Origin of the sequence: Streptomyces sp. NPDC079167, assembly GCF_040686735.1 — a bacterium.
Taxonomy (GTDB): domain Bacteria; phylum Actinomycetota; class Actinomycetes; order Streptomycetales; family Streptomycetaceae; genus Streptomyces.
This window is the reverse complement of record NZ_JBFBLO010000004.1, coordinates 274,331-300,500: the sequence shown is the minus strand read 5'-3', so window position 1 is coordinate 300,500 and position 26,170 is coordinate 274,331. Positions and strand designations below refer to the sequence as shown.

Genomic DNA, 26,170 nt, shown 5'->3' with positions numbered 1-26,170 from the left:
TGCATCAGGTGGAGGAGGCGCTGTGAGCAGCGACCCGTGGGGCCGTGTCGACGAGACGGGCACCGTGTACGTGCGTACAGCCGAGGGCGAGCAGGTCGTCGGATCGTGGCAGGCCGGTTCCCCCGAGGAGGCTCTGGCCTATTTCGAGCGCAAGTACGAGGGCCTGGTGGTCGAGATCGGCCTTCTCGAGCGGCGGGTGAAGACCACCGACCTCTCGGCGAAGGACGCCACGGCGGCGATCGAGCACCTGCGTCAGCAGGTCGACGAGCACCACGCCGTCGGCGACCTCGCCGCGCTCGGCAAGCGGCTGGACGCGCTCGTCGCGACGGTCGACTCGCGCCGCGAGGAGCGCAAGGCCCAGAAGGCGAAGCAGACCGACGAGGCCCGTCAGGCCAAGGAGGCGCTCGTCGTCGAGGCCGAGGAGCTGGCGCAGAGCGAGCAGTGGCGGTCGGCGGGCGAGCGTCTGAGGGCCCTCGTCGACACGTGGAAGGGGCTCCCCCGTCTGGACCGCAAGTCCGACGACGAGCTGTGGCACCGCTTCTCGCATGCCCGTTCCGCCTTCTCCAAGCGCCGCAAGGCCCACTTCGCGGCGCTGGACGCGCAGCGCGAGGAGGCCCGCAAGGCTAAGGAGAGGCTGGTCGCCGAGGCCGAGTCGCTCTCCGGCTCGACCGACTGGGGTGCGACGGCCGCGCGTTACCGCGACCTGATGACCGAGTGGAAGGCGGCGGGCCGCGCCCAGCGCGAGGCCGAGGACGAGCTGTGGAACCGGTTCCGCGGTGCCCAGGACGTCTTCTTCGCCGCTCGCAGCGGGGTCTTCGCCGAGCGGGACGCGGAGCAGGGCGAGAACCTCAAGCTCAAGGAGGAGCTCGCCGCCGAGGCCGAGAAGCTGGTCCCGGTGACGGATCTGAAGGCGGCCAGGGCCGCGTTCCGGTCCATCAACGAGCGCTGGGAGGCCATCGGCCACGTACCGCGTGACGCCCGCCCGAAGGTCGAGGGCCGGGTGCAGGCGGTGGAGCGGGCGCTCCAGGAGGCCGAGGAGTCCGAGTGGCGCCGGACGAACCCGGAGGCGCGGGCGCGCGCCGCGGGTCTGACCGGTCAGCTCCAGGCGGCCGTCGACAAGCTGCGCACGCAGATCGACACGGCACGTGCCTCGGGCAACAACGCCAGGGCGGACAAGCTCTCGCGCGAGCTGGAGGGCCGGCAGGCACTGCTCGACCAGGCGCTGAAGGGCCTGGAGGAGTTCGGCGGCTGAGCCGGCGTTCCCGTCCCGTGAAAAAGGGGCTTCCGTACGCGTCGCGTACGGAAGCCCCTTTTTCGCTGGGTCGGCGCAGACCGCGGCGCCGCCGGGGCGTGCGCCGTCCGGTCCTACGGGCGGCGGGCCGAGGTGACCCGGTAGACGTCGTAGACGCCCTCCACGCCGCGTACGGCCTTCAGGACGTGTCCCAGGTGCTTGGGGTCGCCCATCTCGAAGGTGAAGCGTGACGTGGCCACCCGGTCGCGGGACGTCTGCACGGCTGCCGACAGGATGTTCACGTGCTGGTCGGACAGGACCCGGGTGACGTCCGAGAGGAGCCGCGAGCGGTCCAGCGCCTCGACCTGGATGGCGACGAGGAAGACCGAGGACTGGGTGGGTGCCCACTCGACGTCGAGGATCCGCTCCGGCTGCTGCGAGAGCGAGTCGACGTTGACGCAGTCCGCACGGTGTACGGAGACCCCGCTGCCCCGGGTGACGAATCCGATGATCGGGTCGCCGGGCACGGGCGTACAGCAGCGGGCCAGCTTGACCCAGACGTCCTCGACGCCCTTGACGACCACACCCGGATCCGCCTTGGCGCGGCGCTTGTTGCGGCCGTGCGAGGGCGGGGAGCTCTCCGCCAGGTCCTCGTTGGCCGCGTCCTCGCCGCCGAGCGCCTGGACGAGCTTCTGGACGACGCCGGCCGCCGCGACATGGCCCTCGCCGATCGCCGCGTACAGCGACGAGATGTCGGGGTAGCGCATCTCGTGCGCCAGCGTGACCAGGGAGTCGCCGGTCAGGATCCGCTGGATCGGCAGGTTCTGCTTGCGCATGGCCCGCGCGATGGAGTCCTTGCCCTGCTCGATCGCCTCGTCGCGCCGCTCCTTGGAGAACCAGGCGCGGATCTTGTTGCGCGCCCGGGGCGACTTGACGAACTGCAGCCAGTCACGCGAGGGTCCGGCGCCGGCCGCCTTGGAGGTGAAGACCTCCACCAGGTCGCCGTTGTCGAGGGTGGACTCCAGCGGTACGAGACGTCCGTTGACCCGTGCCCCTATGGTCCGGTGGCCGACCTCCGTGTGGACGGCGTACGCGAAGTCGACCGGCGTCGCACCGGCGGGCAGCGCTATCACGTCGCCCTTCGGCGTGAAGACGAAGACCTCGTTACGCGAGAGGTCGAAACGCAGGGACTCCAGGAACTCGCTGGGGTCCTCGGTCTCCTTCTGCCAGTCCAGGAGCTGGCGCAGCCACGCCATGTCGTTGACGGTGTCCTGGCCGCGGCCGCCGCCCGTGTTCTTCGGGATGTCGGTGCGGACCTTGGAGGCGCCGGCGACGGCCTCCTGCTTGTACTTCCAGTGCGCCGCGATGCCGTACTCCGCGCGGCGGTGCATGTCGAACGTGCGGATCTGGAGCTCGACGGGCTTGCCGCTGGGGCCGATCACCGTGGTGTGCAGCGACTGGTACATGTTGAACTTGGGCATCGCGATGTAGTCCTTGAACCGCCCGGGCACCGGGTTCCACCGGGCGTGGACGGTGCCGAGCGCCGCGTAGCAGTCGCGGACCGTGTCGACGAGGACGCGGATGCCCACCAGGTCGTAGATCTCGGCGAAGTCGCGGCCCCGCACGATCATCTTCTGGTAGACGCTGTAGTAGTGCTTCGGCCGGCCGGTGACGGTGGCCTTGATCCGGGCGGCGCGCAGGTCGGCCTGGACCTCGTCGGTCACTATGGCGAGGTACTCGTCGCGCTTGGGCGCGCGCTCGGCGACGAGGCGGACGATCTCGTCGTACATCTTGGGGTAGAGGATCGCGAAGGCGAGGTCCTCCAGCTCCCACTTGATGGTGTTCATGCCCAGGCGGTGAGCCAGCGGCGCGTAGATCTCGAGGGTCTCGCGGGCCTTCTTCTCCTGCTTCTCCCGCTTGAGGTAGCGCATGGTGCGCATGTTGTGCAGCCGGTCGGCGAGCTTGATGACGAGGACCCGGGGGTCCTTGGCCATGGCGACGACCATCTTGCGCACGGTCTCCGCCTGGGCGGCCTCGCCGAACTTGACCTTGTCGAGCTTGGTGACGCCGTCGACGAGCAGCGCGACCTGGTCGCCGAAGTCCTTGCGCAGGGTGTCCAGGCCGTACTCGGTGTCCTCGACTGTGTCGTGCAGCAGCCCTGCCATGAGCGTCGCCGGGTCCATGCCGAGCTCGGCGAGGATCGTGGTGACGGCGAGCGGATGGGTGATGTAGGGATCGCCGCTCTTACGCTTCTGCCCGCGGTGCCAGCGCTCGGCGACCTGGTAGGCCTTCTCGATCTGGCGCAGTGTGGCGGACTCGATCTTGGGATCGTTGCCGCGGACCGTACGCAGGAGGGGCTCGAGGACCGGGTTGTACGGACTGGAGCGCTGTACGCCCAGACGGGCGAGGCGGGCCCGGACGCGGTTGGAGGAGCCGCCGGAGCGCGCGGGTGGGGCGGGCGGGGCGGCGGCGGACCGGGCCGGCGGCTTCGCGGCGGAGGCCGGGGCCGGGGGCTTCGGCGCCGCGGATCCGGAGGCGGGCGTCGCCGGAGAGGCGGGCGTCGTCCCGGCCGGGGGCGTCGTGCCGGCCGGGGGCGTCGTGCCGGCCGGGGGCGTCGTGCCGGGCGAGGGCGCGGGCTTCGTCCCGGGCGGCGGGGTCGGCTTCGCCGGTGCCGCGGGCGTCCGGCCGCCCGGTGACTCGCCGGGGCCCTGCGTGTGCCCGCCCGCGGGTCCGGGCGTGCCTGCTCCCTCGGGCTGCGCCTTCCCGGGCGTGGCGGAGGCCGCCGCGGGCCTTTCGGGCTGCGGGGCGGCGACTGGCTGGGCCTCGTCTGGCAAGAGCGCTCCTCGTGCGGATCCGGGCTACCGGAAAGCCCATGGTATCGACCTCCGGGCGGGTCCTCGCCCGGGGAGTGTGGAACCCCTCACAACACGGAACGGGCACCCGGATGTTCCCGGGTACCCGTCCTGTACGTCCCTACGCGCGCCGCTGCGGCGCGGTGCAGGTCAGAGCGTGATCAGGGCCTCCAGCGGGGCGCCCCGCAGCCCCGCCTCCAGCCGCGCGCGGCCGGAGAGGAAGCCGAGCTCCATGAGGACCGACACCCCCGCGATCTGCGCACCGGCCCGCCGGATGAGCTCCAGCGAGGCCTCGGCGGTGCCGCCGGTGGCCAGGACGTCGTCGATGACCATGACCCGGTCGTCGGCGGCCAGGTCCTCGGCGTGGATCTCGATCTCCGCCGTGCCGTACTCCAGCTCGTACGCCTGCCCCAGTGTGGCCCCGGGCAGCTTCCCGGCCTTCCGCACGGGTACGAACCCGATCCCGGCCCGGACGGCGACCGGCGCGGCCAGGATGAAGCCGCGGGCCTCCAGACCGACGATCTTGGTGGCCCCGTGCCGGACGCACAGCTCCACGAAGAAGTCGGTCAGCGCGGAGAAGGCGGCCGGGTCGGCGAGCAGCGGGGTGATGTCCTTGAACAGCACTCCGGGCTTCGGATAGTCCTGCACATCGCGGATCCGGCTGAGCAGGAGCTCCCGGGTGGCGTCGGTGACGTTCGTGGTCATCGGCGGTTCCTCGGGGTCCTGCCGTGGCCACCGGCCTGCCGGCGCGGGCCGACGACGGCCCCGGCGGTCGGGGATTCCTCGTCGGGCCCGTCGGTGAACTCGTCGGCCCGGTCGTCGCGCTCGTCCTCGACGGACTCGCCCTTGGCCGCCGCGGCGGCGCGCTTGGCGAGGATCCGCTTCTTCAGTGCCTTTATCTGCGGATCGCGTTCCTTCAGGTCGGCGACCAGCGGGGTGGCGATGAAGATCGAGGAGTAGGCACCGGCGGCGAGACCGACGAAGAGCGACAGCGAGATGTCGTTCAGCATGCCCGCCCCGAGGACGCCGCCACCGATGAACAGCAGACCGGCGACCGGCAGCAGGGCGACGACGGTGGTGTTGATGGAACGCACCAGCGTGCCGTTGATGGAACGGTTGGCGATCTCGCTGTAGGTCCAGCGGGTCTGCTTGGTGATCCCCTTCGTGCCCTCCTTGAGGCTGTCGAAGACGACCACCGTGTCGTAGAGGGAGTAACCGAGGATGGTCAGCAGACCGATCACGGTGCCGGGGGTGACCTCGAAGCCGACGAGGGCGTAGATGCCGACGGTGATGGTGATGTCGTGGATCAGCGCGATGAGGGCCGCGACGGCCATCCGCCACTCGAAGGCGATGGCCAGGTAGACCACGACGAGGACCATGAAGATGCCGAGGCCGGTCCAGGCCTTGTTGGCGATCTGCTCACCCCAGCTGGGGCCGACGAGGTCCGCGTTGATCTTCGCCTCGGGGACACCGAGGTCCTCGGAGAGCTGGGCCTTGATCTGGTCGGCCTTCTGGGTGTCGACCTCGGTGATCTGGATCCGGAGTCCGCCGTTGCCGAGCTCCTGGACGATCGCCTCGTGGCCGGAGACCGCGACCGCGTCCTCGTGGGCCTGGGAGACGGACACCTTGGCCTTGGTGTCGGTCGTGAAGACGGCACCGCCCTTGAACTCGATGCCCATGTTCAGGCCGCTGACCGCCAGGCCGACGATGGCCGTGATGGTGATCAGGATCGAGACGCCGTACCAGATCTTGCGCTTGCCGATGAAGTCGTAACCGACCTCGCCACGGTAGAGCCGGGCGCCGAGATTGCCGAGTCGCGACATCTCACGCCTCCTTCGGGTGGTCGGTGCGGGCGTTGAGGCGGCGGGAGCGGCGCAGCGGCGGCTTGGCGCCGAGCCTCTTCGGGTCCAGGCCGGACCACGGGTGGCCGCTGGCGAAGAACTTCGTACGGGCCATGAGCGTCATGACGGGCTTGGTGAAGAGGAACACCACGACGACGTCGAGCAGGGTCGTGAGCCCGAGCGTGAACGCGAAGCCCTGGACCTTGCCGACGGTGACGAGAAAGAGCACGGCCGCCGCGAGGAACGACACGAAGTCGGACACGAGGATGGTGCGGCGGGCCCTGGGCCAGGCGCGCTCGACGGCCGGACGGAGCGTGCGGCCCTCGCGGATCTCGTCGCGGATGCGTTCGAAGTAGACGATGAACGAGTCCGCTGTGATTCCGATCGCCACGATGGCGCCGCAGACGGCCGGGAGGTTCAGCGCGAAGCCGATGGCCGGGCCGAGCAGGGCCATGATCGTGTACGTCAGGATGCCGGAGGCGAGCAGGCTGAGGAGGGCGATGAGCGCCAGGCCCCGGTAGTAGGCCACCAGGTAGATGACGACCAGGGCCAGCCCGATGGCACCGGCGATGAGACCGGCCTCGAGCTGCTCGCCGCCGAGGGCGGCGGTGACGGTGGTGACGGTGTCCTCGCTGAAGGACAGCGGGAGCGCGCCGTAGGACAGGACGTTGGCCAGGTCCTCCGCCGACTGCTGCGTGAAGCTGCCGGAGATCTCGGCGCTGCCGCTGAGCGCCTCGTTCACCTGGGGCGCGGAGACGACCTCACCGTCGAGGGAGATCGCGAACTGGTTCTGCGGGGACTGCTGCGACGACAGCTTCTTGGTGATCGTCTGGAACTTCTTGGAGCCCTTGTCGGTGAACTCCATCGAGACGAGCCAGATGCCGCGCTGCTGGTCGAACTGGGCCTTCGCGTCGTCGACGTCCGTGCCGGAGACCTCGGCCGGGCCGAGGAGGTACTTGGCGTCACCCTCGGAGCTGCACGCGACCGTGGGGTCCTCGGGCTTGACGCCGTCGCCGGCCTTGGCGCGGGCGGCCGGGTCGGAACAGTCCAGCGCGGTGAACTTCTTCTCGAGCGCCGCGGTGGCGGGGTCGGGCGTCCCGGTCGCCGCGGGGGTCTCCGAGCCGCCGGAGGTGCTCGCGGACGGGGTCGGCGTCGCGTCCTGCTTCAGGGCGCCGGTGACCGCGCGGCCCTGGGTGGTGGCGCTCGCCGAGGGCGTCGTCTTCGAATCGGAGGCTGTTTCCGGGTCGCTCGCCTTCGCACTGGGCGTGGCGCTCGGCTTCCCGGAACCGCTCGCGGACGGGCTCGCGGAACCCTCGGGGGTCGGCGTGCCGGCGGTGACCGTGAGCACCGGCCGGAAGTACAGCTGGGCGGTCGTGCCGACCTGCTCCCGGGCCTGCTTCGAATTCGTCCCCTTGGGGATGTTGACGATGATGTTCGAGGGGCCCTGGGTCTGAACCTCGGCCTCGGAGACACCCAGACCATTGACACGGCGCTCGATGATGCTGACCGCGGTGTTCATGTTGGTCTCGTTGATCGCGTCAGGCTTGCCGGGCTGGCTCTTCGCCTTGAGCGTGATCGATGTGCCGCCGGCCAGGTCGATGCCGAGCCGGGGCGTGGTGTGACCGGACAGGAACATCCCGCCGGTCAGGGCGACCATGGCGATCAGGATCAGAGCCAGGGCACGGCCCGGCTTGCCCTGTCCACCGGTTGAACCCCGGCCTTTCTTCGGTGCTGCCACCTTTTCGTTTCTCCCTGTCCAACCGCCCCGCGCCGGGTACGCGCCCGAGCGGCCACGAAGTGTTGTGGGGACCCGCCCCCGCAGAAGACCGCACGGCCCGTGAGACGCCGGACACCCGCGGGTGTCCGGCGTCCGAGGGTCGTGGAACTACTTCGCGTCGCCCTCGCCGTCGGCCTTGGCGTCCCTGACCTCGGAGCTCTTGACCTCGGAGCCCTTGGTCCCGGCGTCCTCCGGCGCGTCCTCGGCCTTCTTGCCCAGGTCGATCTTCGCGACGTCGTCGTCCGTGGAGTCGCCGGCGGTGAGAGAGGAGGCGTCGTCCGGCACGACCGTGCCGTCGGCGTCCAGCTCGTCGTCGTCGCCGTGGACGATGCGGTTGTACTCCGCGTCGTCGAGGACGGCACCGATGGCGTTCTTCGCGTAGATGGCGTGCACGCCGGGCGCGACCTCGAGGAGAACCGTGTCGTCCTGAATCTCCTTGACGGTGGCGTACATGCCCCCGATCGTCCGGACGCCGGTACCGGGCTGCATGTCGTTGCGCATCTGCGCAGCCGCCTGCTGCTTCTTCTTGGCGGACCGGGTCATCAGGAACATGGCCCCGATGAGCACGATGAAGGGGAGGAGGGTCACGAGACTCACGGGACGGAACTTCCTTCGCACGACCACGCTGGATTCACGCGGCCTGGTCTACGGGGGTGGGTACACCGACCTGAACGGGCGGCATCGGCGGAGTCTAAGCGAGTCCGCATCATTGGAACAACGTCCAGCATGGCACCGTGGTTCCCCTGCTGGCCAACCCGTCCTGTGTCACGCCCCGAACAGGCCCTGTTGTCCCTTTGCGCCGTGCTGCGGAGGCACGAGTCCGAGGTGCGCCCACGCCGCGGGGGTCGCGACTCTTCCCCGGGGGGTCCTCGCGAGCAGTCCTTCCCGTACGAGGAAGGGCTCGGCGACCTCCTCGACGGTCTCGCGCTCCTCGCCGACGGCCACGGCGAGGGTGGAGAGCCCGACGGGACCTCCGCCGAAGAGCTTCAGCAGGGCGCCGAGCACCGCGCGGTCCAGCCGGTCGAGCCCCCGGGCATCGACCTCGTACACCCGCAGGGCCGCGGCGGCGATGTCCCGGTCGATCCGTCCTTCGGCCTTGACCTGGGCGTAGTCCCGGACGCGGCGCAGCAGCCGGTTGGCGATACGGGGCGTGCCGCGGGAGCGGCCGGCGATCTCTGCGGCGCCCGCCGTGTCTATGGCGACGTCGAGCAGGCCGGCGGAGCGGTGGATGACCCGCTCCAGCTCGGAGGGGGCGTAGAACTCCATGTGGCCGGTGAAGCCGAAGCGGTCGCGCAGCGGGGGCGGCAGGAGTCCCGCCCTCGTGGTGGCGCCGACGAGGGTGAACGGCGGCAGCTCCAGCGGAATGGCGGTGGCGCCCGGGCCCTTGCCGACGATGACGTCGACCCGGAAGTCCTCCATCGCCATGTAGAGCATCTCCTCGGCCGGCCGCGACATGCGGTGGATCTCGTCGAGGAAGAGGACCTCGCCCTCCTGGAGCGAGGACAGGATCGCGGCGAGATCACCGGCGTGCTGGATGGCGGGGCCGGAGGTGATCCGGATCGGCGCGCCCATCTCGGCCGCGATGATCATGGAGAGGGTGGTCTTGCCCAGGCCGGGGGCGCCGGAGAGCAGGACGTGGTCGGCGGTGGCGCCCCGGGCGCGGGCCGCCTTGAGGACCAGGTCGAGCTGTTCCCGGACCGTCTCCTGGCCGACGAATTCGTGGAGGTCCTTCGGGCGCAGGGCAGCCTCGACGGCGGTGTCCTCGCCGTCCGCCCCGGCGTCCACCAGGCGGTCGTCCAGCCGCTCGTCGGTGAGGTCGCCGGTGTCGGTCCCGGTCTCGTCCCAGTTCATCTCGTCAGTCCCGCCTCGGGTGTTTCGGTGCCGGTCCGTGCGGTGTTCCGGCCGGCGTACGGGGCGCGTGGCGGCCCCTGGGGTCAGCGTGCGCGGTTGAGTGTCTGCAGGGCGGCGCGCAGCAGCTGCGGCACGGGGGCCTGGCCGCTGTCGGCGATCGCGGCCTCGGCCTGCGGTGCCACGGCGGTCACCGCCTCGTCGGCCTCGCGGGTGGCGTAGCCGAGGCCGATCAGGGCGGCCTGCAGCTGGTCGCGCCAGGAGCTGGTGACCGCGGCGCCGACGCCCTGCTGCCCGATGTGCGCGCCGACCGGTTCGCCGAGCCGGTCCTTGAGCTCGAGGAGGAGCTTCTGGGCGCCCTTCTTGCCGATGCCGGACACGGCGGTGAGCGCCTTCTCGTCACCGGTGGCGACGGCGATGCGCAGGGCGTCCGGGCTGTGGGTGGCGAGCATCGCCTGGGCGAGCCTGGGGCCCACCCCGCTGGCGGTCTGGAGCAGCTCGAAGATCTGCCGCTCGTCGTCGTCGGCGAAGCCGTAGAGGGTGAGCGAGTCCTCCCGGACGACCAGGGACGTGGCCAGTCTGGCCTCCTTGCCGATCCGCAGACCGGCGAGGGTCTCGGGGGTGCACTGGACGGCCATGCCGATGCCGCCGACCTCGATCACGGCCGTGGCCGGGGCGAGGGCGGCCACCGGGCCTGAGACGAAGGCGATCATGCGGTACGGCCTTTCAGCGTGCGGTGGGCGGCGACGGCCTGCTGCAGTCGGTTCTGCGCGGGCGCGCGCCAGATGTGGCAGATGGCGAGGGCGAGGGCGTCGGCGGCGTCGGCGGGCTTGGGCGGCGCGTCGAGCCGCAGCAGCCGGGTGACCATGGCGCCGACCTGCGCCTTGTCGGCCCGCCCCGATCCGGTGACGGCGGCCTTGACCTCGCTCGGGGTGTGCAGGGCGACCGGGATGCCGCGGCGCGACGCACAGAGCATGGCGACGGCGCTGGCCTGGGCGGTGCCCATGACCGTGCTCACGTTGTGCTGGCTGAACACCCGCTCCACGGCGACGAATTCGGGCCGGTGCTCGTCGAGCCACCGCTCGATGCCCTGCTCGATGGCGACGAGCCGGTGGCCGAGCTCCGCGTCGGGCGGGGTCCGCACGACGCCGACGCCGACCATGGTGAGCGGCCGGCCGGCGACTCCCTCGACCACGCCGACACCGCACCGGGTCAGCCCCGGGTCCACGCCCAGCACCCGCATGATGGGGCCCCCTCCGCCGCTCGGTCATCTGTTCCCGCAGGCTATCGGCTCCCGCTGACAATGCGACGGGCCGACGGGGTGTGTCCCGTCGGCCCGTCCCGGTTGCGCCGCCTCAGGCGTCGACCTTCTCCATGACCTCGTCCGAGACGTCGAAGTTGGCGAAGACGTTCTGCACGTCGTCGCTGTCCTCCAGCGCGTCGATCAGCTTGAAGATCTTGCGCGCGCCCTCTTCGTCGAGCTCGACCTGCATGGTCGGGACGAAGTTGGCCTCGGCCGAGTCGTAGTCGATGCCGGCCTCCTGCAGCGCGGTGCGGACCGCGACCATGTCGGTGGCCTCGCTGAGCACCTCGAAGGTGTCACCGAGGTCGTTGACCTCCTCGGCGCCCGCGTCGAGCACCGCACCGAGCACGTCGTCCTCGCCCAGCTCGCCCTTGGGGACGATCACGACACCCTTGCGGTTGAACAGGTACGAGACCGAACCCGGGTCCGCCATCGAGCCGCCGTTGCGGGTCATGGCGACACGGACGTCGGACGCGGCACGGTTGCGGTTGTCGGTGAGGCACTCGATGAGCACCGCGACGCCGTTCGGGCCGTAACCCTCGTACATGATCGTCTCGTAGTCGGCGCCGCCGGCCTCGAGACCGGCACCGCGCTTGACCGCCGAGTCGATGTTCTTGTTCGGGACCGAGCTCTTCTTGGCCTTCTGGATGGCGTCGAAGAGGGTCGGGTTACCGGACACGTCGGCGCCACCCGTGCGGGCCGCGACCTCGATGTTCTTGATCATCTTCGCGAAGAGCTTGCCGCGCTTGGCGTCGATCACGGCCTTCTTGTGCTTCGTCGTAGCCCATTTAGAGTGGCCGGACATCTGCCTTCTCCTTCGCGTCACCAAAATCGATCCGAACCCGAGAGATCCTACCGGGGTCGGATCAGCCCACGGCGCGCACCATGTCGGTGAAGAGCGCGTGCACCCGGTGGTCGCCGGTCAGTTCCGGGTGGAACGACGTGGCGAGGGCGTTTCCCTGGCGTACGGCCACGATATGCCCGCCGTGCACCGCGACGACCTCCGCGCGGGCGCCGACCGACTCCACCCAGGGGGCCCGGATGAAGACGCCGTCGACGGGTCCGCCGGGCACGCCGTCGACCTCGACGGCCGCCTCGAAGGACTCGTTCTGCCGCCCGAAAGCGTTACGGCGCACGATCATGTCGATGCCGCCGACCGTCTCCTGGCCGGAGCGGGGGTCGAGGATCTTGTCGGCGAGCAGGATCATGCCGGCGCAGGTGCCGTAGACCGGCATCCCGGCGGCCACCCGCGCACGCAGCGGTTCCAGCATGCCGAAGAGGACGGCCAGCTTGGACATCGTGGTGGACTCGCCACCGGGTATGACGAGCCCGTCGACCTCGGCGAGCTCCTCGGGCCGCCTGACCGGCCTGGCCACGGCGTCCGCCGAGGCCAGGGCCGTCAGGTGTTCCCGTACGTCGCCCTGGAGCGCCAGGACGCCGATGACAGGGGTGTCGGTCATCGGTGCTTACCAGCCGCGGTTGGCGTAGCGCTCGCCCTCGGGCAGCGTGTCGCAGTTGATGCCGACCATGGCCTCGCCGAGGTTGCGCGAGGCGTCCGCGATGATCTTCGGGTCGTCGTAGAAGGTGGTGGCCTTCACGATGGCGGCGGCGCGCCTGGCGGGGTCACCGGACTTGAAGATGCCGGAGCCCACAAAGACGCCCTCGGCACCGAGCTGGCGCATCAGGGCCGCGTCCGCGGGGGTCGCGACGCCGCCGGCCGAGAAGAGGACGACGGGCAGCCTGCCGAGCTCGGAGACCTCCTTGACCAGCTCGTAGGGGGCGCGGAGGTCCTTGGCGGCGGCGTACAGCTCGTTGTTGTCGAAGCCGCGCAGGCGGGCGATCTCGTTCTTGATCTGGCGCAGGTGGCGGACCGCCTCGACGACGTTGCCCGTGCCCGCCTCGCCCTTGGAACGGATCATCGCGGCGCCCTCGGCGATACGGCGCAGGGCCTCGCCCAGGTTGGTGGCGCCACAGACGAAGGGGGTGGTGAAGGCGAACTTGTCGCTGTGGTTGACCTCGTCGGCCGGGGTGAGGACCTCGGACTCGTCGATGTAGTCGACGCCCAGGGACTGGAGCACCTGGGCCTCGACGAAGTGGCCGATGCGGGACTTGGCCATGACGGGGATGGAGACGGCCTCGATGATCTCCTCGATCATGTTGGGGTCCGACATCCGGGCCACGCCGCCGTCCTTGCGGATGTCGGCCGGCACCCGCTCCAGCGCCATGACGGCCACGGCGCCCGCGTCCTCGGCGATCTTCGCCTGCTCGGCGTTGACGACGTCCATGATCACGCCGCCCTTGAGCTGCTCGGCCATGCCGCGCTTGACACGGGCGGTGCCGGTGGCCGGGGTCTCGGCGGACTGCGGGGTGGTGGGAAGCGTGGACACGGATCGACCTCACTGGGGTGTGGAGACGCTGGATGGTGCAGACCCGAGCAAACGCTCCGGGAGCAGTCCACAGCAAGGGCCAATGAACACCCGGTGGATCGTTCTGCACGCCTCCGGGCCGGCCGGCAGGCCGCCACTCAGCCGCCGGGCAGGTCCGCGCTCAGCTGCCCGGCCGGTCCGCCAGGGCGACCGGCGGCTCGTCGTCCATCTCGAACGCCAGCGGGAACGGGGCGTGCCCCGCGAGCCGGAACAGCCGTACGGTCCGGTGCCTGCGCAGCGCGCGGGCGGCGCGCACCGAGTCGTTGTGGAAGCGGCGCGCCATCGGTACGCGGCGTACGGCGGCGGCCAGTTCCTTCGCCGCGTCCTCGCCGCCCGGGAACTCCTTCACGGCCTCGACCTGTGCCACTTCGCCGAACACGGCCCGCAGGGCGGTGCTCAGCTCGCTCTCGGCGACCTCGCGCTGCTCCTCCTCCGCCTGCCGCGCCGCGTGCGCGGCCTCGTAGAGCACGATCGACGCGGCGGGGTCCAGGACACCGGAGGTGGCCAGCTCCTGGGTGACCGAGGCACGGCGCAGCAGCTGGGCGTCGAGCGCCGCCCGCGCCGCGTCGATGCGGGCGTGCAGCCGGTCGAGCCGCCCGGCGGTCCAGCTGAGATACAGGCCGATCGCGATCAGCGCGACGACGGTCCAGACGATGATTTCGATCACGGGCGGCAAGGCTACCGTCGGCCGGGCGCACCCGGTCCCGCCGGTAGCACCCGCTCAGTCCCTGGCGAGACCGAAACGCGCGCGGAGCCCCGTGCGTTCGTCCGTGTCCACGGCGGCGGCCCCGTCCGTGACCGTCTCGTACACCGCGAGGATGTCCGCACCGACGGTCGTCCAGTCGAATCGGCGCACATGCGCGCTGCCCCGCTCCCGCAGCCCCTCACGGCGTTCCGGGTCGCCCAGGAGCCGGATCGCGGCCGAGGCCAGGGCGTCCGCGTCCTCGTTGGCGAACAGGTCGCCGGCCGCTCCCTGGTCGAGCACCTGCGCGAACGCGTCCAGGTCGCTGGCGAGGACGGGCGCCCCGGCCGAAAGGGCCTCGACCAGGATGATGCCGAAGCTCTCCCCACCGGTGTTCGGCGCGACGTACACGTCGACACTGCGCAGCAGCCGGGCCTTGTCCTCGTCGCTCACCATGCCGAGGAACTCGACGCGCGAGCGCATCTCCTCGGGCAGCGAGGCGACCGCCTCCTCCTCGTCGCCGCGCCCCGCGACCAGCAGCCGGGTCTCCGGGCGGGCTGCGAGGATCGCGGGCAGCGCCTTCATCAGGACGGGCAGCCCCTTGCGCGGCTCGTCGATGCGCCCTATGAAGCCGAGCGTGCCGCCCTGCCACTCGGCCTTCGGCTCCGCGCGGGCGAAGAAGTCCACGTCGACGCCGTTCGGGATCACCACGGCGTCGCCGCCGAGGTGCTCGACCAGCGTCCGCCGGGCGTACTCGCTCACCGCGATCCGCGCACTGATCTTCTCCAGTGCGGGCTGGAGGATCGGGTACGCCGCGATCATGACCCGGGAGCGGGGGTTGGACGTGTGGAACGTGGCGACGATCGGCCCCTGCGCCGCCCAGCAGGCCAGCAGGCCCACCGAGGGGGTGGTGGGCTCGTGGATGTGGATGACGTCGAAGGTGCCGTCGTTGAGCCAGCGCCGGACCCGGGCGGCGGTCAGGAAGCCGAAGTTCAGCCGGGCCACCGAGCCGTTGTACGGGACGGGCACGGCCCGGCCGGCGGGCACGACGTACGGCGGGAGCGGTGTCTCGTCGTCGGCGGGGGCGAGTACGGAGACGTCGTGGCCGAGGCGGATCAGGTGTTCGGCCAGGTCGCGGATGTGGAACTGCACCCCGCCCGGAACGTCCCAGGAGTACGGGCAGACGATGCCGATCTTCACGGAGCTTCCCCCTGGGGTTCCAGATCGGAGAGCCAGAGCCGCTGCAGCATGTGCCAGTCCTCCGGATGTTCGGCGATCCCGGTGGCGAAGGCGTCGGCCAGCGCCTGTGTCATGGAGGACGTCTTCTCGGCCCGGGTGCCTGTCCCCGGTTCGGCGACGGGCGGATGGACCTGCGCCCGCATGACGGGGGTGCCGTCGTACCAGAGGGTCACGGGCAGCAGCAGCGCGCCGGTCTGCTGGGCCAGCAACGCCGGGCCTGCGGGCATGCGCGCGGTGTCGCCGAAGAAGTCGACCTCGACGCCGGAGGCGGACAGATCACGGTCGGCCACCAGGCAGACCAGCCCGCCGGCGCGCAGCCGCCGGGCCAGGGTCCCGAACGCGGCCCCGCCGTTGTGCGGCAGGACCTCCATGCCCAGGCCCTGGCGGTAGGCCACGAACCGGTCGTAGAGGGTTTCGGGCTTGAGCCGCTCGGCGACCGTGGTGAACGGCACCTTCAGATCCGTGGTGACCCACGCGCCCGCCAGGTCCCAGTTGCCGAGGTGCGGCAGCGCGAGTACGACACCCCGGCCCGCCTCCAGGCCCTCGGTGAGCCGGTGGGCGTCCCGGACCTCTATGGAGGCCCTGATCCGCTCCGGCGTCCAGGTCGGGAGCCGGAAGGACTCCATCCAGTAGCGCATGTACGAGCGCATGCCGGCCTTCGACAGCTCGGCGAGCCGGGCGGCGTCCGCGTCGGGCACCACCCGGGCGAGATTCGACTCCAGCCGCAGCACGGACTTCCCGCGCCGCTTCCACACCTGGTCGGCCAGGGTGCGGAAGAGCGCGGTGGCGGCCGGCTCGGGGAGCTTCTTGACCGCGCCCCAGCCCAGGCCGTAGAGCCCGTCGGTCAGCCGGCCCCTGAGATCGGATCCGGTGCCGCTCACTGCGCGGCCTCGCTCCCCTGTCCCGGCGTCCCGCCCTGGACGGCGGCCGCGGCGTCGGCCTCGGCCGACTCCCTGCGCACGGTCACCACGCGCTGGACCAGCGTCACCAGGCTGCCTGCGGCGACGATCCACAGCGCGATCGGCAGCAGGACCTGGATGCCCGGCACCCCGAAGCCGTGCAGGCCGGCGAGGCCCGCCGCGACCAGCGAGATGACGAGCCGCTCGGCGCGCTCCACCAGTCCGTTCACCGCGACCGGCAGGCCGATCGACTCGCCGCGCGCCTTCGTGTACGAGACCACCTGGCCACTGGCCAGGCAGAAGATCGCGACCGCGCACAGCACGTTGTCGTCACCGCTGCCCGCGTACCAGAGCGCGAACCCGGCGAAGATCGCCCCGTCCGCCACCCGGTCGAGCGTCGAGTCCAGGAACGCGCCCCACCGGCTGGAGATCCCGGCCTGCCGGGCCATGTTGCCGTCGACCAGGTCGGAGAAGACGAAGACCGTGATCACGATCGTGCCCCAGAAGAACTCCCCCATGGGGAAGAAGACCAGCGCACCGGCCATCACTCCGGCCGTACCGACGAGCGTGACCGCGTCGGGGCTGACCCCGAGGCGGAGCAGCAGAGCGGCGAACGGTGTGAGGACACGCGTAAAAAATGCACGCGCGTACTTGTTCAGCATGGCCTTCCCGAGGTTCGGTGGGCGCCGCGGCCCTTTCGGCCACCGGCTGGCCCATCGTAGTCACCAGCCGTGCCGCGCAACGGCGGGGCACCCCGTCCCGCCCGATGTCCCGGAAGTCATGCTTCGCCGTGTGCGACGTATGGACGGCTTCCGGCACGGGTGAAAAGCTCGAATGACCGCGGGCGTCGCCGAAGCCGCCGCGGCGGCTCCGTCCTGCCCGTGCATCCACTCCCCCAGCTCTTGCGGCACAGCGCCAACCGATCGGGAGGCACGCATCATGGGCGACAGGACTCACACGCACACCGGAGCCGCCGGCAGGGCGGCGACGGCCGGCCGGCCCGCTTCCGTACGGAACGTGGTGCTGGTCGGCCACAGCGGCTCGGGCAAGACCACTCTGGTCGAGGCACTCGCGCTGACGGCCGGGGCGCTGAACCGGGCCGGCCGGGTCGAGGCCGGCACCACCGTCTCCGACCACGACGAGACCGAACGGCGCCGACGGCGTTCCGTACAGCTCTCGCTGGTGCCCGTCGAATGGGACGGCTACAAGATCAATCTGCTGGACACCCCCGGCTACGCGGACTTCGTCGGGGAACTCAGGGCCGGTCTCCGCGCGGCGGACGCGGCCCTCTTCGTCGTCTCGGCCGCCCAGGAGGCCGACGCGGTGGCAGGCACGACCCGCGCGGTCTGGGAGGAGTGCGCGGCCGTCGGGATGCCCCGGGCGATCGTCGTCACGCACCTGGACACCGCGCGTACGTCCTTCGACGAGATGACCCGGATCTGCGGCCGGATCTTCGGGCACGACGACCCCGACGCCGTACTCCCCCTCTACCTGCCGGTGCAGGGGGCCGAGGGCCCCGACGGCCACGCCCCGCTCACCGGGCTCACCGGACTGCTCACGCAGCGGATCTTCGACTACTCCTCGGGGGAACGGCAGGAGGTACCGCCCGCCGGTGACCAGCGGGGCCCGCTGCTGGAGGCCCGTAACCGGCTCATCGAGGGGATCATCGCCGAGAGCGAGGACGAGACCCTGATGGACCACTACCTCGGCGGCGGCGAGGTCGCGGTCACGACCCTCGTCGAGGACCTGGAACGCGCCGTCGCCCGCGGCTCCTTCCACCCCGTCCTCACCGCCGCGCCCGCAGCCGGCGGCGCCCGCCAGGGCATCGGCACCGTGGAGCTCCTGGACCTGATCACCCGCGGTTTCCCCTCGCCCGTGAAACGCACCCTGCCCGCCGTCACCGCCCCGGACGGCGCCCCGCGCCCCGCCCCCGTCTGCGACCCGGCGGCGCCCCTGGTCGCCGAGGTCGTGAAGACCACCTCCGACCCATACGTCGGACGGGTCTCCCTCGTCCGCGTCTTCTCCGGCACCCTGCGCCCCGACGACACCGTGCACGTGTGCGGCCACGGCCTCACCGGCCCCGGAGGCGGCGCGCCCCCCTGCCACGAGGCCGACGTGCGCGTCGGGGCCCTCTCCGCGCCGTTCGGCGGACAGCAGCGTCCCCTGGACAGCTGTGTCGCGGGAGACCTGGCCGGCGTCTCCAAGCTCGGCGGGGCGGAGACCGGTGACACCCTCTCCGGCAGCGGTGAGCCCCTGCTCATGGAGCCGTGGGCGACGCCCGACCCGCTGCTCCCGCTGGCGGTCCGCGCACACGGCAAGGCCGACGAGGACAAGCTCTCCCAAGGTCTTACCCGCCTGGTCGCCGAGAATCCGACCATGCGTCTCGAACAGAACCAGGACACCCACCAGGTCGTCCTGTGGTGCATGGGTGAGGCGCACGCGGAGGTCGCGCTGGAACACCTGCGCGGCAGGTACGGGGTGCAGGTCGACGCCGAGCCCCATCGCGTGCCGCTGCGCGAGACGTTCGCCGCGCGGGCCCTGGGGCGCGGCCGGCACGTCAAGCAGTCCGGCGGTCACGGCCAGTACGCCGTCTGCGAGATCGAGGTCGAGCCGCTGCCGCCCGGCGCGGGCATCGAGTTCGTCGACAAGGTGGTCGGCGGTTCGGTGCCGCGGCAGTTCGTCGCGTCCGTGGAGAAGGGCGTCCGCACCCAGGCGGCCCGCGGTGTCGCGGCCGGCCACCCGCTCGTCGACGTACGCGTCACCCTGCTCGACGGGAAGTCGCACTCGGTGGACTCCTCCGACGCCGCCTTCCAGACCGCGGGGGCCCTGGCGCTGCGCGAGGCCGCGGCCGACACCCGCGTCCAGCTCCTCGAACCCGTCGCGGAGGTCGGCGTCCTCGTCCCGGACGACTACGTGGGGCCCGTCATGAGCGATCTCGCGGGGCGGCGCGGGCGGGTCGTCGGCACCGAACAGGCGACCGGTGGGCGCACGCTCGTACGGGCGGAGGTGCCGGAGGTCGAGATCGGCAGATACACCGTCGACCTCCGCTCCCTGACGCACGGCACCGGACGGTTCGACCGGGCGTACGCCCGGCACGAACCGATGCCGCCCCAACTGGCCGAGCGCCTCCGCGAAGCGCCGGAAAACAGCACAAAATCGAGTTAGCTGACTGGATCTGACGCCTTCCGCCCGCCCCCGGTCACGACAGCGGGCGGACGGCGCGCCCGGACGATACTCTGTGGGCCCAGCTCAGAAGGTGTGCGACGTACGGTAGTTGGGAACAGCCGCAGGAGCAGACCGTGCGGGCGAGTGGGGGCGACAGTGGCCAACGACGGATTCGATTTCTCTCCCGGAGCGCAGATCCCGCTCCAGGGCTCGGGAGGGCAGGCGGTGGCGACCAACGCCCTCGCCTCCGCCGCGTACCGCGACAGCGATGTGACGGAGATCCTCAAGGCCAACAGCGAGTGGCACAAGTCCGAGGTGAAACCGGGCGATTCGAAGCTGTTCAAGTCCGACTACTTCAAGCCGAATCTCGGCGAGGCGTTCTCCCGGGCCGTGCAGGAACGCATGCTCGGCGGTGGCCGCAACGCGCTCATCCAGTCCTTCGGCACCGACCCGCAGACCGTCGTCGAGCACTGCCTCTCCGCGACCCGGCTGCGCAAGGCGCGCGACACGAAGCTGACGCTGATCACCGCCGTCTTCGGCTTCGTCTTCCTGCCGGGCCTGATCCTCTGGGTCCTCGCCTTCCGGCTGCGCGACTTCCTCAACAGGTCCAAGGACAGGTTCTTCCAGGCGCTGGGTGCCATCCTGCTCATCGCGCTCGGCGCCGGCGCCGCGTTCTTCCTGATCGCCATGCCGCTCACCGGCTTCCTGGCCCTCTACCTGCGGGCCGCCGCCATCGCCCCGCTGATCGGCTGGCTGCTCGCCAAACGGATCGCCGAGACATCGGTCAAGGATCTGCGCGCCCGCTGGGAAGGACTCCTCTCCGGCACGGGGGTCAGCGCCAAGATCCCCGAGGCCGTGCCCAAGAACCCCAACGAGACGGCCCGCGAAGCACTGCGCCAGGGCCTGGAGAAGCTCTCCGCCGAGCAGCAGTCCAACGCCGTCTTCTACGCCGGCCCCAAGGGCATCCTCGGCATGGGGACCCGCTGGGGCAGCTGGCAGCTCGCCGAGGAACTGACCCCGGAGGACCCCGCCAAGGAGATCCACCAGTTCCGCAGCTGGGACGTCGTGCGGGCGATCCACGACCAGCTGAAGATGCTGGAGCGCGGCCCGCTGAACACCGGCGGCTTCCCCACCCCGTCGGTCAAGCACTGGATCGTCTCCCCCGTCGGCGAGAACGCGGACTCCGTCTCCCGCCCCGAGGGCGAGGACGTCGCCACCTTCCAGATCAAGCCCCACGAGATACAGCGCATCTGCAACCACCAGCAGTTCGGCAGCGGCAACCGCCACTACCTGGGTGTGCAGTTCACCCTCTGGGACGGCCAGCTCGTGATCACGATGCTGATCACGGTCACCGTGCTCCACGAGACCCTGCGCATCGAGGTCACCGGACACGCCCTGGGCCCCGTCCACGGACTCTTCCTCACCAAGCCGGAAGCGGCGACCAAGACGGTCAAGAAGGCGGTCAGGTTCTGGGAGACCCGCAAGGTCACGCTCCCCCTGATCAAGGCGAGCGAGGTCGTCAGGCTCTCCCTGCGTGCCCCTTTCACCTGGTACCCGCCGCTGCTCGACTACCTGGGCGGCAAGATCGTCCTGCCCGAGCCCTTCGGCCTGCGGCACGCCTGGGCGGCCAAGCCGTGGGGCCACCGCTTCATGGCCGACGACGCCATGCGGACGGCCACCCCGGTCCTGCGCGTCGTCCACTCCGCGACCATGCGGGTCCTGAAGGAACACGGCGTCGACACCGAGCGCTTCGACAACCGCTCCATGATCCTCAGCGGACTGGTCCAGGACCCCGCCCCGAGGAAGGCCGACGTCTACGACGCCTGAGGCGACTCGGCACCCCGGGGCGCCTCCCGGGCGCTCTAGAGGGGTGGATTGCCGTGCTTGCGGGGCGCCGGTCCGGCGGCCTTGGACCGCAGCACGGCGAGAGCCGACACGAGCGTCTCCCTGGTCCCGGCCGGATCGATGACGTCGTCCACCAGTCCGCGCTCCGCCGCGTAGTAGGGGTGCATGAGTTCGGCCCGGTACTCCTTCACCAGCCGGGCGCGGGTCCCCTCGGGGTCGTCCGCTCCGGCTATCCGGCGCCGGAAGATGACGTTGGCCGCGCCCTCGGCGCCCATCACCGCGATCTCGTTGGTGGGCCACGCAAAGGTGAGGTCGGCCCCGATGGACTGCGAGTTCATGACGATGTACGCGCCTCCGTACGCCTTCCGCAGGATCACCGTGACCCTGGGCACCGTGGCGTCGCAGTAGGCGTACAGCAGTTTGGCCCCGTGCCGGATGATGCCCTCGTGCTCCTGGCCGACGCCGGGGAGGAAGCCGGGGACGTCCACCAGGGTGACCAGCGGGATGTTGAAGGCGTCGCACATCTGGACGAAGCGCGCGGCTTTCTCGGACGCCTTGATGTCCAGCACGCCGGCGAGTGCCAGCGGCTGGTTGGCGACGACGCCCACCACCTCACCGGCCAGCCTGATCAGGACGCACAGGATGTTGGGTGCCCAGCGCTCGTGGACCTCCAGCACCTCGTCGTCGTCCGCGAGTTCCGCGATCACCTCGCGCATGTCGTAGGGCCTGCTGCCCTCGGCGGGCACGAGGTCGAGCAGCCGCGGTGACCGCCTGGTGACGGGGTCGCCGGTGGCGGCCCCGGGCGGGCGCTCGCTGTTGTTCGCGGGCAGGAGTCCGAGCAGGTAGCGGACCTCGGTGAGGCAGGACTCCTCGTCGTGGTAGGCGAAGTGGCAGACCCCGGAGACCTCCGCGTGCACGTCCGCGCCGCCCAGCCCGCTCAGGGTGACCTCCTCACCGGTGACCGCCCTCACGACGTCCGGCCCCGTGATGAACATCTGTGAGGTGCCGCGCACCATGAACACGAAGTCGGTCAGTGCGGGGCTGTAGGCCGCGCCCCCGGCGCACGGGCCGAGCATGACGCTGATCTGGGGGATCACGCCCGAGGCGCGGGTGTTTCTGCGGAAGATGCCGCCGTACCCCGCGAGGGCCGAGACGCCCTCCTGGATGCGGGCCCCGGCCCCGTCGTTCAGGGAGACGATCGGCGCGCCCGCCTCCAGGGCCATGTCCATGATCTTGTGGATCTTGGCCGCGTGTGCCTCTCCGAGCGCACCCCCGAACAGGCGGAAGTCGTGCGCGTAGACGAACACGGTCCGGCCTTCGACCTCGCCCCAGCCGGTGATGACGCCGTCCGTGTGCGGACGTTTCGTCTCCAGTCCGAAACCGGTCGCCTGGTGGCGGCGGAACTGCCCCACCTCGTGGAAGGTGCCCGGGTCCAGGAGGAGGCCGATCCGTTCACGGGCGGTCAGCTTCCCGCGGGCGTGCTGGGCGTCGGTGGCCTTCTCGTCGGGCCCGGCGTGCACGCGGGCGCGCAGGGCGTCGAGTTCGTCGACCCGTAGACGCATGCCGGACGCGGAATGCGGGGCGGAAGCCGGTGCGGCGGTCGGTGCGGGCGTATCCTTGGTGGTCATCTGACGTCCTTTCCGGGGAGCCGGCGGTGGCCCGCCGGATGACGGGGGGAGAAGCTCAAGCGGCGTATGCGGTCAGGAGCTCCCGGGCGGCGGCCAGGCCGTCCCGCGTACCGGCGGCATCGGACGGTCCTGCGGGCAGGAGCGGAAGCACCCTGCTCCGGCCGGCCAGTACCGCCGGGTGCCGCCGGGCGATCGCGGACAGGCCGCGGCCGGGCCCGCACTCCACGAGCTGCCGCCCGGCGCCGGACAGCAGGTGGTCCAGCGCCGGCCAGAAGCGCACCGGCGCCGCCGGATGGGAGGACCACCAGGCGGGATCGGCGGCCTGCTCCGCCGTGAGCGGGGCGGCGGAGTAGCCGGATATCAGCGGAAGGCCGGGAGGCCTGGCGCCCACCGCCGCGAAGACCGGCTCCGCCCCTGCCGCGAGGGGAGCGAGCACCGGGCTGTGGAAGGGCGTCGACGACGGCACGGCCCGGCACACCAGCCCGCGCTCACGCAGCGCCGCGGTCACCTCCCCCAGGTGCGGTTCGGGGCCGGCCAGGATCGTCTGACGCGGCGCGTTGTGCGCTCCGACCACCACGTCGTCACGCAGATAGGGCGTCAGGGTGTCGGGGGTGGCCGCCACCGCGACCATGCCGCCGGCCGGTCCCCCGGCGAGCCGGGTCACCCGGTCCCACATCAGGCGGGCGGCGTCGGAGAGGGTGAAGACCCCGGCGAGTACGGCTGCCGCCATCTCGCCCACACTGTGACCGAGCAGTGCCACCGGGCGCACCCCCCAGGACCCGACGGTCCGGCCGAGGGCGTAGTCGATCGTGAACAGCAGGATCTGGGACCGGGTGACGTGATCCATCGGCACACCGGGCCGTTCCGCCAGCCAGTCGTCACGCACCTCCGCGCCCGGAGCCCCCAGAGCGGCGAACACCTCGTCCGCCGCTTCGGTGAAGACCTCGTCGTGTCCGTAGAGACCGGTGGCCATGCCAGGGTGCTGGGCTCCCTGGCCCGGCAGCAGGAGAGCCGCCGGCAGTGGCTCGGCTCCGGTGACCGGCATCGTGTTCGTCATCGCTTCCCCTCCCGCGCTCCGCGCCGAGCGGTGCGCGGGCCGATCCTGCCGGGGCCCGCTACAGGCACGCTCGACGGCGGATCGAGGTCCTCCAGCAATCCTCGATCCGCGGTCGAGAAGCGCACCGGACCATCTGAGGGGCGCCCGTGGGTGCGGGCCCGGAGAGGATGTCCATGAGGTGCGATCAGCTCTACGTCGCCGGACTCGGCAGCTGGCTGCCGCCCGCCCTGCCGGTGGCCGAGGCCGTGGCCAGAGGGGACTGGGAGGCGTCCGCGGCGGCGCGCAGCGGCATGCGGTCGGTGACGGTGTGTGAGGACGGCTCCCCGGCGCCGGCGGAGATGGCCGTGCGGGCCGCGGAACGGGCGCTGGAGCGAGCGGGGACGGACGGCTCGGACGTACGGATGCTGCTGCACGCGAGCCTGTACGAGCAGGGCAACGCCCTGTGGGGCACCGCGTCGTACGTACAGCGCCGGGCCGTCCGCGCGAGCTGTCCGGCCTTGGAGGTGCGCCAGGTGTCCAACGGTGGCATGGCCGGTCTCCTGCTGGCTTCCGCGGTCCTGGCACAGGGCGGCGGCGAGGTTCTGCTCACCACCGCCGACCGGTTCTGCCCGCCGGGCTTCGACCGGTGGCACAGCGACCCTGGGACCGTCTACGCCGACGGCGGTACGGCGATGCTGCTCTCGGCGGGGCGGGGGTTCGCCCGGGTGCGTTCGCTGGCCGTGGTCTCGGACCCGGAACTGGAGGGGATGCACCGGGAGGGTGACCCCTTCGGGACGGCACGGACCGCTCCGCCGGGCGTGCTCGACCTGGAGGCGCACAAGAAGCGGTACGTGGCGCGGGCCGGGATGTCGTTCAGCGTGGCGCGGGTGGCGGCCGGGCAACGAGACGTCGTCAAGGAGGCCCTGGCGGACGCGGGGGCGGACGCCACGGAGATCTCCCGGTGGGTGCTGCCGCACTTCGGGCGCCGCCGCCTGGAGAGCAACTGCCTGGGTCCGCTGGGGATCGAGGCCGACCGGACCACCTGGGAGTTCAGCAGCCGGGTGGGACACCTGGGGGCGGGAGACCAGACAGCGGGCCTGGAGCACCTGGTCCGCTCCGGCGCGCTCGGATCCGGCGATCTGTGCGTCCTGATGGGGGTGGGGGCGGGGTTCACCTGGTCGTGCGCGGTGGTGGAGGTGCTGCGGGCCCCCGGCTGGACGGTATGAGACGGATCTGAGGCCGCAGGCCGCTCACGCGGCGGCGGGGCACCCCCGGAGGGGCGCCCCGCCGCCGCGGTACCTGCGGAGGTCAGCTCTGGTCGATCGTGCGCATGAAGTGCGCGGGGTAGCGCGGTCCTGCGGTGGCACCGGCCGGGAAGAGGCCGGAGAGCCGGGCGACATCGTCGTCGGTCAGCCGTACATCGGCCGCCGAGACGTTCTGCTCGAGGTGGGAGACGCGCCGGGTGCCGGGGATCGGCACGATGTCGCCGCCCTGGGCCAGCACCCAGGCCAGCGCGAGCTGGGTGAGGGTGACGCCCTTCTCCTGGGCCAGCTCCTCGACCGTGCGCACCAGGTTGCGGTTGTGGTCGAAGTTCTCGCTCTGGAACCGGGGGTGGTTGCGGCGCTGGTCGTCCGCGTCCAGGTCCTCCGCACTGTCGAAGGCGCCGGTGAGGAACCCGCGGCCGAGCGGGCTGTACGCCACGAAGCCCGTGCCGAGCTCACGGCAGGCGGGCAGGATCTCCGCCTCCACATGCCGCTCCCACAGCGAGTACTCGGTCTGCAGCGCCGCGATCGGGTGGACCGCGTTCGCCCGCCGCAGGGTGCGCGCGGAGACCTCGCAGAGCCCGATGTGCCGCACCTTGCCCTCGGCCACGAGCTCGCCCAGGGCGCCCACGGTCTCCTCGATGTCGACCTTCGGGTCGAGCCGGGCCAGGTAGTAGAGGTCGATGTGGTCCAGGCCCATGCGCTGCAGGGACGCCTCGCAGGCTTCCCGGACGTAGGCGGGGCTGCCGTCGACGTAGGGCGGACCGGCCGCCGGCCGCCGCATGCCGAACTTGGTGGCGACCACGGCTTCGTCCCGGCGGCCCTCCAGGGCCTGGGCGACGATCTTCTCGGCGGTGCCCGGTCCGTAGAAGTCGGCCGTGTCGATCAGGCTGACCCCCAGGTCGAGCGCCCGGCGGACCGTGGCGACTGCCTCGTCCGTGTCCGCTGTGCCGTATGCGCCGGCCATGCCCATGCAGCCGAGGCCGAGAGCCGAGACGCCCAGACCGGCGGCGCCGAGCTTCCTGTTCTCCATGAATGCCTTTCCATAGCCCGCCCGTTCCGGACGGCACGAAGGGGTACGGGCGCCGAACGCGCCGCGAGGTACGCGAGTTGGGGCCCGCGTCGAAAATATAGCC

General features: G+C 71.4%; 22 protein-coding genes. 4 read left to right on the top strand and 18 right to left on the bottom strand.

The annotated features are described in order from the left end of the window. The first annotated feature begins 22 nt into the window (after positions 1–22). On the top strand, positions 23–1,252 hold the full coding sequence (locus AB0P41_RS11330) for a DUF349 domain-containing protein (protein WP_365931439.1): 1,230 nt from the start codon (positions 23–25) through the stop codon (positions 1,250–1,252). 113 nt (positions 1,253–1,365) lie between these two features. Here AB0P41_RS11330 and AB0P41_RS11325 read toward each other — a convergent pair whose 3' ends face one another. The 15 genes from AB0P41_RS11325 to pgsA all read right to left on the bottom strand — a co-directional run bounded on the left by AB0P41_RS11325 (position 1,366) and on the right by pgsA (position 16,760). Then, positions 1,366–4,065: a bifunctional (p)ppGpp synthetase/guanosine-3',5'-bis(diphosphate) 3'-pyrophosphohydrolase gene (locus AB0P41_RS11325; RefSeq protein ID WP_365931437.1), complete on the bottom strand. Its 2,700-nt coding sequence runs from the start codon at positions 4,063–4,065 to the stop codon at positions 1,366–1,368. Between the two features lie 168 nt (positions 4,066–4,233). Next, the gene (locus AB0P41_RS11320; RefSeq protein ID WP_356712520.1) at positions 4,234–4,788 is read right to left on the bottom strand and encodes an adenine phosphoribosyltransferase; all 555 of its coding nucleotides are present in this window, start codon (positions 4,786–4,788) and stop codon (positions 4,234–4,236) included. After that, positions 4,785–5,906, bottom strand: a complete 1,122-nt coding sequence (secF, locus tag AB0P41_RS11315; protein WP_356712518.1) for a protein translocase subunit SecF — start codon at positions 5,904–5,906, stop codon at positions 4,785–4,787. The genes AB0P41_RS11320 and secF overlap by 4 nt, the downstream gene beginning before the upstream one ends. A 1-nt stretch (position 5,907) precedes the next feature. After that, positions 5,908–7,662, bottom strand: a complete 1,755-nt coding sequence (gene secD, locus AB0P41_RS11310; protein WP_356712516.1) for a protein translocase subunit SecD — start codon at positions 7,660–7,662, stop codon at positions 5,908–5,910. A gap of 147 nt (positions 7,663–7,809) precedes the next feature. Then, positions 7,810–8,298 carry a preprotein translocase subunit YajC gene (gene yajC / locus AB0P41_RS11305; protein WP_356712514.1) on the bottom strand — a complete coding sequence of 163 codons (489 nt, stop codon included), beginning with the start codon at positions 8,296–8,298 and terminating at the stop codon, positions 7,810–7,812. 168 nt (positions 8,299–8,466) lie between these two features. Continuing rightward, positions 8,467–9,552, bottom strand: a complete 1,086-nt coding sequence (gene ruvB, locus AB0P41_RS11300) for a Holliday junction branch migration DNA helicase RuvB (protein WP_356712512.1) — start codon at positions 9,550–9,552, stop codon at positions 8,467–8,469. A gap of 83 nt (positions 9,553–9,635) precedes the next feature. Beyond that, complete coding sequence (gene ruvA / locus AB0P41_RS11295; protein WP_356712510.1) at positions 9,636–10,262, bottom strand: Holliday junction branch migration protein RuvA; 627 nt, start codon at positions 10,260–10,262, stop codon at positions 9,636–9,638. After that, positions 10,259–10,792, bottom strand: a complete 534-nt coding sequence (gene ruvC / locus AB0P41_RS11290) for a crossover junction endodeoxyribonuclease RuvC (protein ID WP_356712508.1) — start codon at positions 10,790–10,792, stop codon at positions 10,259–10,261. The genes ruvA and ruvC overlap by 4 nt, the downstream gene beginning before the upstream one ends. Before the next feature lie 112 nt (positions 10,793–10,904). Continuing rightward, positions 10,905–11,657: a YebC/PmpR family DNA-binding transcriptional regulator gene (locus tag AB0P41_RS11285; RefSeq protein ID WP_099176837.1), complete on the bottom strand. Its 753-nt coding sequence runs from the start codon at positions 11,655–11,657 to the stop codon at positions 10,905–10,907. Positions 11,658–11,718: 61 nt separating this feature from the next. Then, positions 11,719–12,312, bottom strand: coding sequence for a pyridoxal 5'-phosphate synthase glutaminase subunit PdxT (gene pdxT / locus AB0P41_RS11280; protein WP_356712506.1), 594 nt, complete (start codon positions 12,310–12,312; stop codon positions 11,719–11,721). A gap of 6 nt (positions 12,313–12,318) precedes the next feature. Then, the gene (gene pdxS, locus AB0P41_RS11275) at positions 12,319–13,239 is read right to left on the bottom strand and encodes a pyridoxal 5'-phosphate synthase lyase subunit PdxS (protein ID WP_356712504.1); all 921 of its coding nucleotides are present in this window, start codon (positions 13,237–13,239) and stop codon (positions 12,319–12,321) included. 160 nt (positions 13,240–13,399) lie between these two features. Continuing rightward, complete coding sequence (locus AB0P41_RS11270) at positions 13,400–13,945, bottom strand: hypothetical protein (protein WP_356712502.1); 546 nt, start codon at positions 13,943–13,945, stop codon at positions 13,400–13,402. Positions 13,946–13,999: 54 nt separating this feature from the next. Next, on the bottom strand, positions 14,000–15,160 hold the full coding sequence (locus AB0P41_RS11265; RefSeq protein ID WP_356712500.1) for a glycosyltransferase family 4 protein: 1,161 nt from the start codon (positions 15,158–15,160) through the stop codon (positions 14,000–14,002). After that, entirely contained in the window at positions 15,157–16,080 is a 924-nt protein-coding gene (locus tag AB0P41_RS11260) for a phosphatidylinositol mannoside acyltransferase (RefSeq protein WP_356712498.1), read from the bottom strand. Before AB0P41_RS11260 ends, AB0P41_RS11265 begins: the two co-directional genes overlap by 4 nt. Next, positions 16,077–16,760 (bottom strand): phosphatidylinositol phosphate synthase, encoded by a 684-nt coding sequence (gene pgsA / locus AB0P41_RS11255; protein WP_356712496.1) that lies wholly within the window; start codon positions 16,758–16,760, stop codon positions 16,077–16,079. Before pgsA ends, AB0P41_RS11260 begins: the two co-directional genes overlap by 4 nt. Positions 16,761–17,037: 277 nt before the next feature. Between pgsA and AB0P41_RS11250 the strand changes: the two genes are divergently transcribed. Together AB0P41_RS11250 and AB0P41_RS11245 are read left to right on the top strand one after the other, a co-directional pair. Continuing rightward, on the top strand, positions 17,038–19,263 hold the full coding sequence (locus AB0P41_RS11250; protein ID WP_365931432.1) for an elongation factor G-like protein EF-G2: 2,226 nt from the start codon (positions 17,038–17,040) through the stop codon (positions 19,261–19,263). A 156-nt stretch (positions 19,264–19,419) separates the two neighbouring features. Then, positions 19,420–21,090 carry a hypothetical protein gene (locus AB0P41_RS11245; protein ID WP_365931586.1) on the top strand — a complete coding sequence of 557 codons (1,671 nt, stop codon included), beginning with the start codon at positions 19,420–19,422 and terminating at the stop codon, positions 21,088–21,090. 35 nt (positions 21,091–21,125) lie between these two features. On the opposite strand, the gene AB0P41_RS11240 is transcribed toward AB0P41_RS11245, so the two are convergent. Beyond that, positions 21,126–22,736: an acyl-CoA carboxylase subunit beta gene (locus tag AB0P41_RS11240; protein ID WP_365931431.1), complete on the bottom strand. Its 1,611-nt coding sequence runs from the start codon at positions 22,734–22,736 to the stop codon at positions 21,126–21,128. A gap of 55 nt (positions 22,737–22,791) precedes the next feature. Next, complete coding sequence (locus tag AB0P41_RS11235) at positions 22,792–23,793, bottom strand: acyltransferase domain-containing protein (protein WP_365931429.1); 1,002 nt, start codon at positions 23,791–23,793, stop codon at positions 22,792–22,794. Positions 23,794–23,966: 173 nt separating this feature from the next. Between AB0P41_RS11235 and AB0P41_RS11230 the strand changes: the two genes are divergently transcribed. Beyond that, the gene (locus AB0P41_RS11230) at positions 23,967–24,998 is read left to right on the top strand and encodes a ketoacyl-ACP synthase III family protein (protein WP_365931427.1); all 1,032 of its coding nucleotides are present in this window, start codon (positions 23,967–23,969) and stop codon (positions 24,996–24,998) included. 82 nt (positions 24,999–25,080) lie between these two features. On the opposite strand, the gene AB0P41_RS11225 is transcribed toward AB0P41_RS11230, so the two are convergent. Then, positions 25,081–26,067 (bottom strand): aldo/keto reductase, encoded by a 987-nt coding sequence (locus AB0P41_RS11225; protein ID WP_356712486.1) that lies wholly within the window; start codon positions 26,065–26,067, stop codon positions 25,081–25,083. Positions 26,068–26,170: the final 103 nt, after the last annotated feature.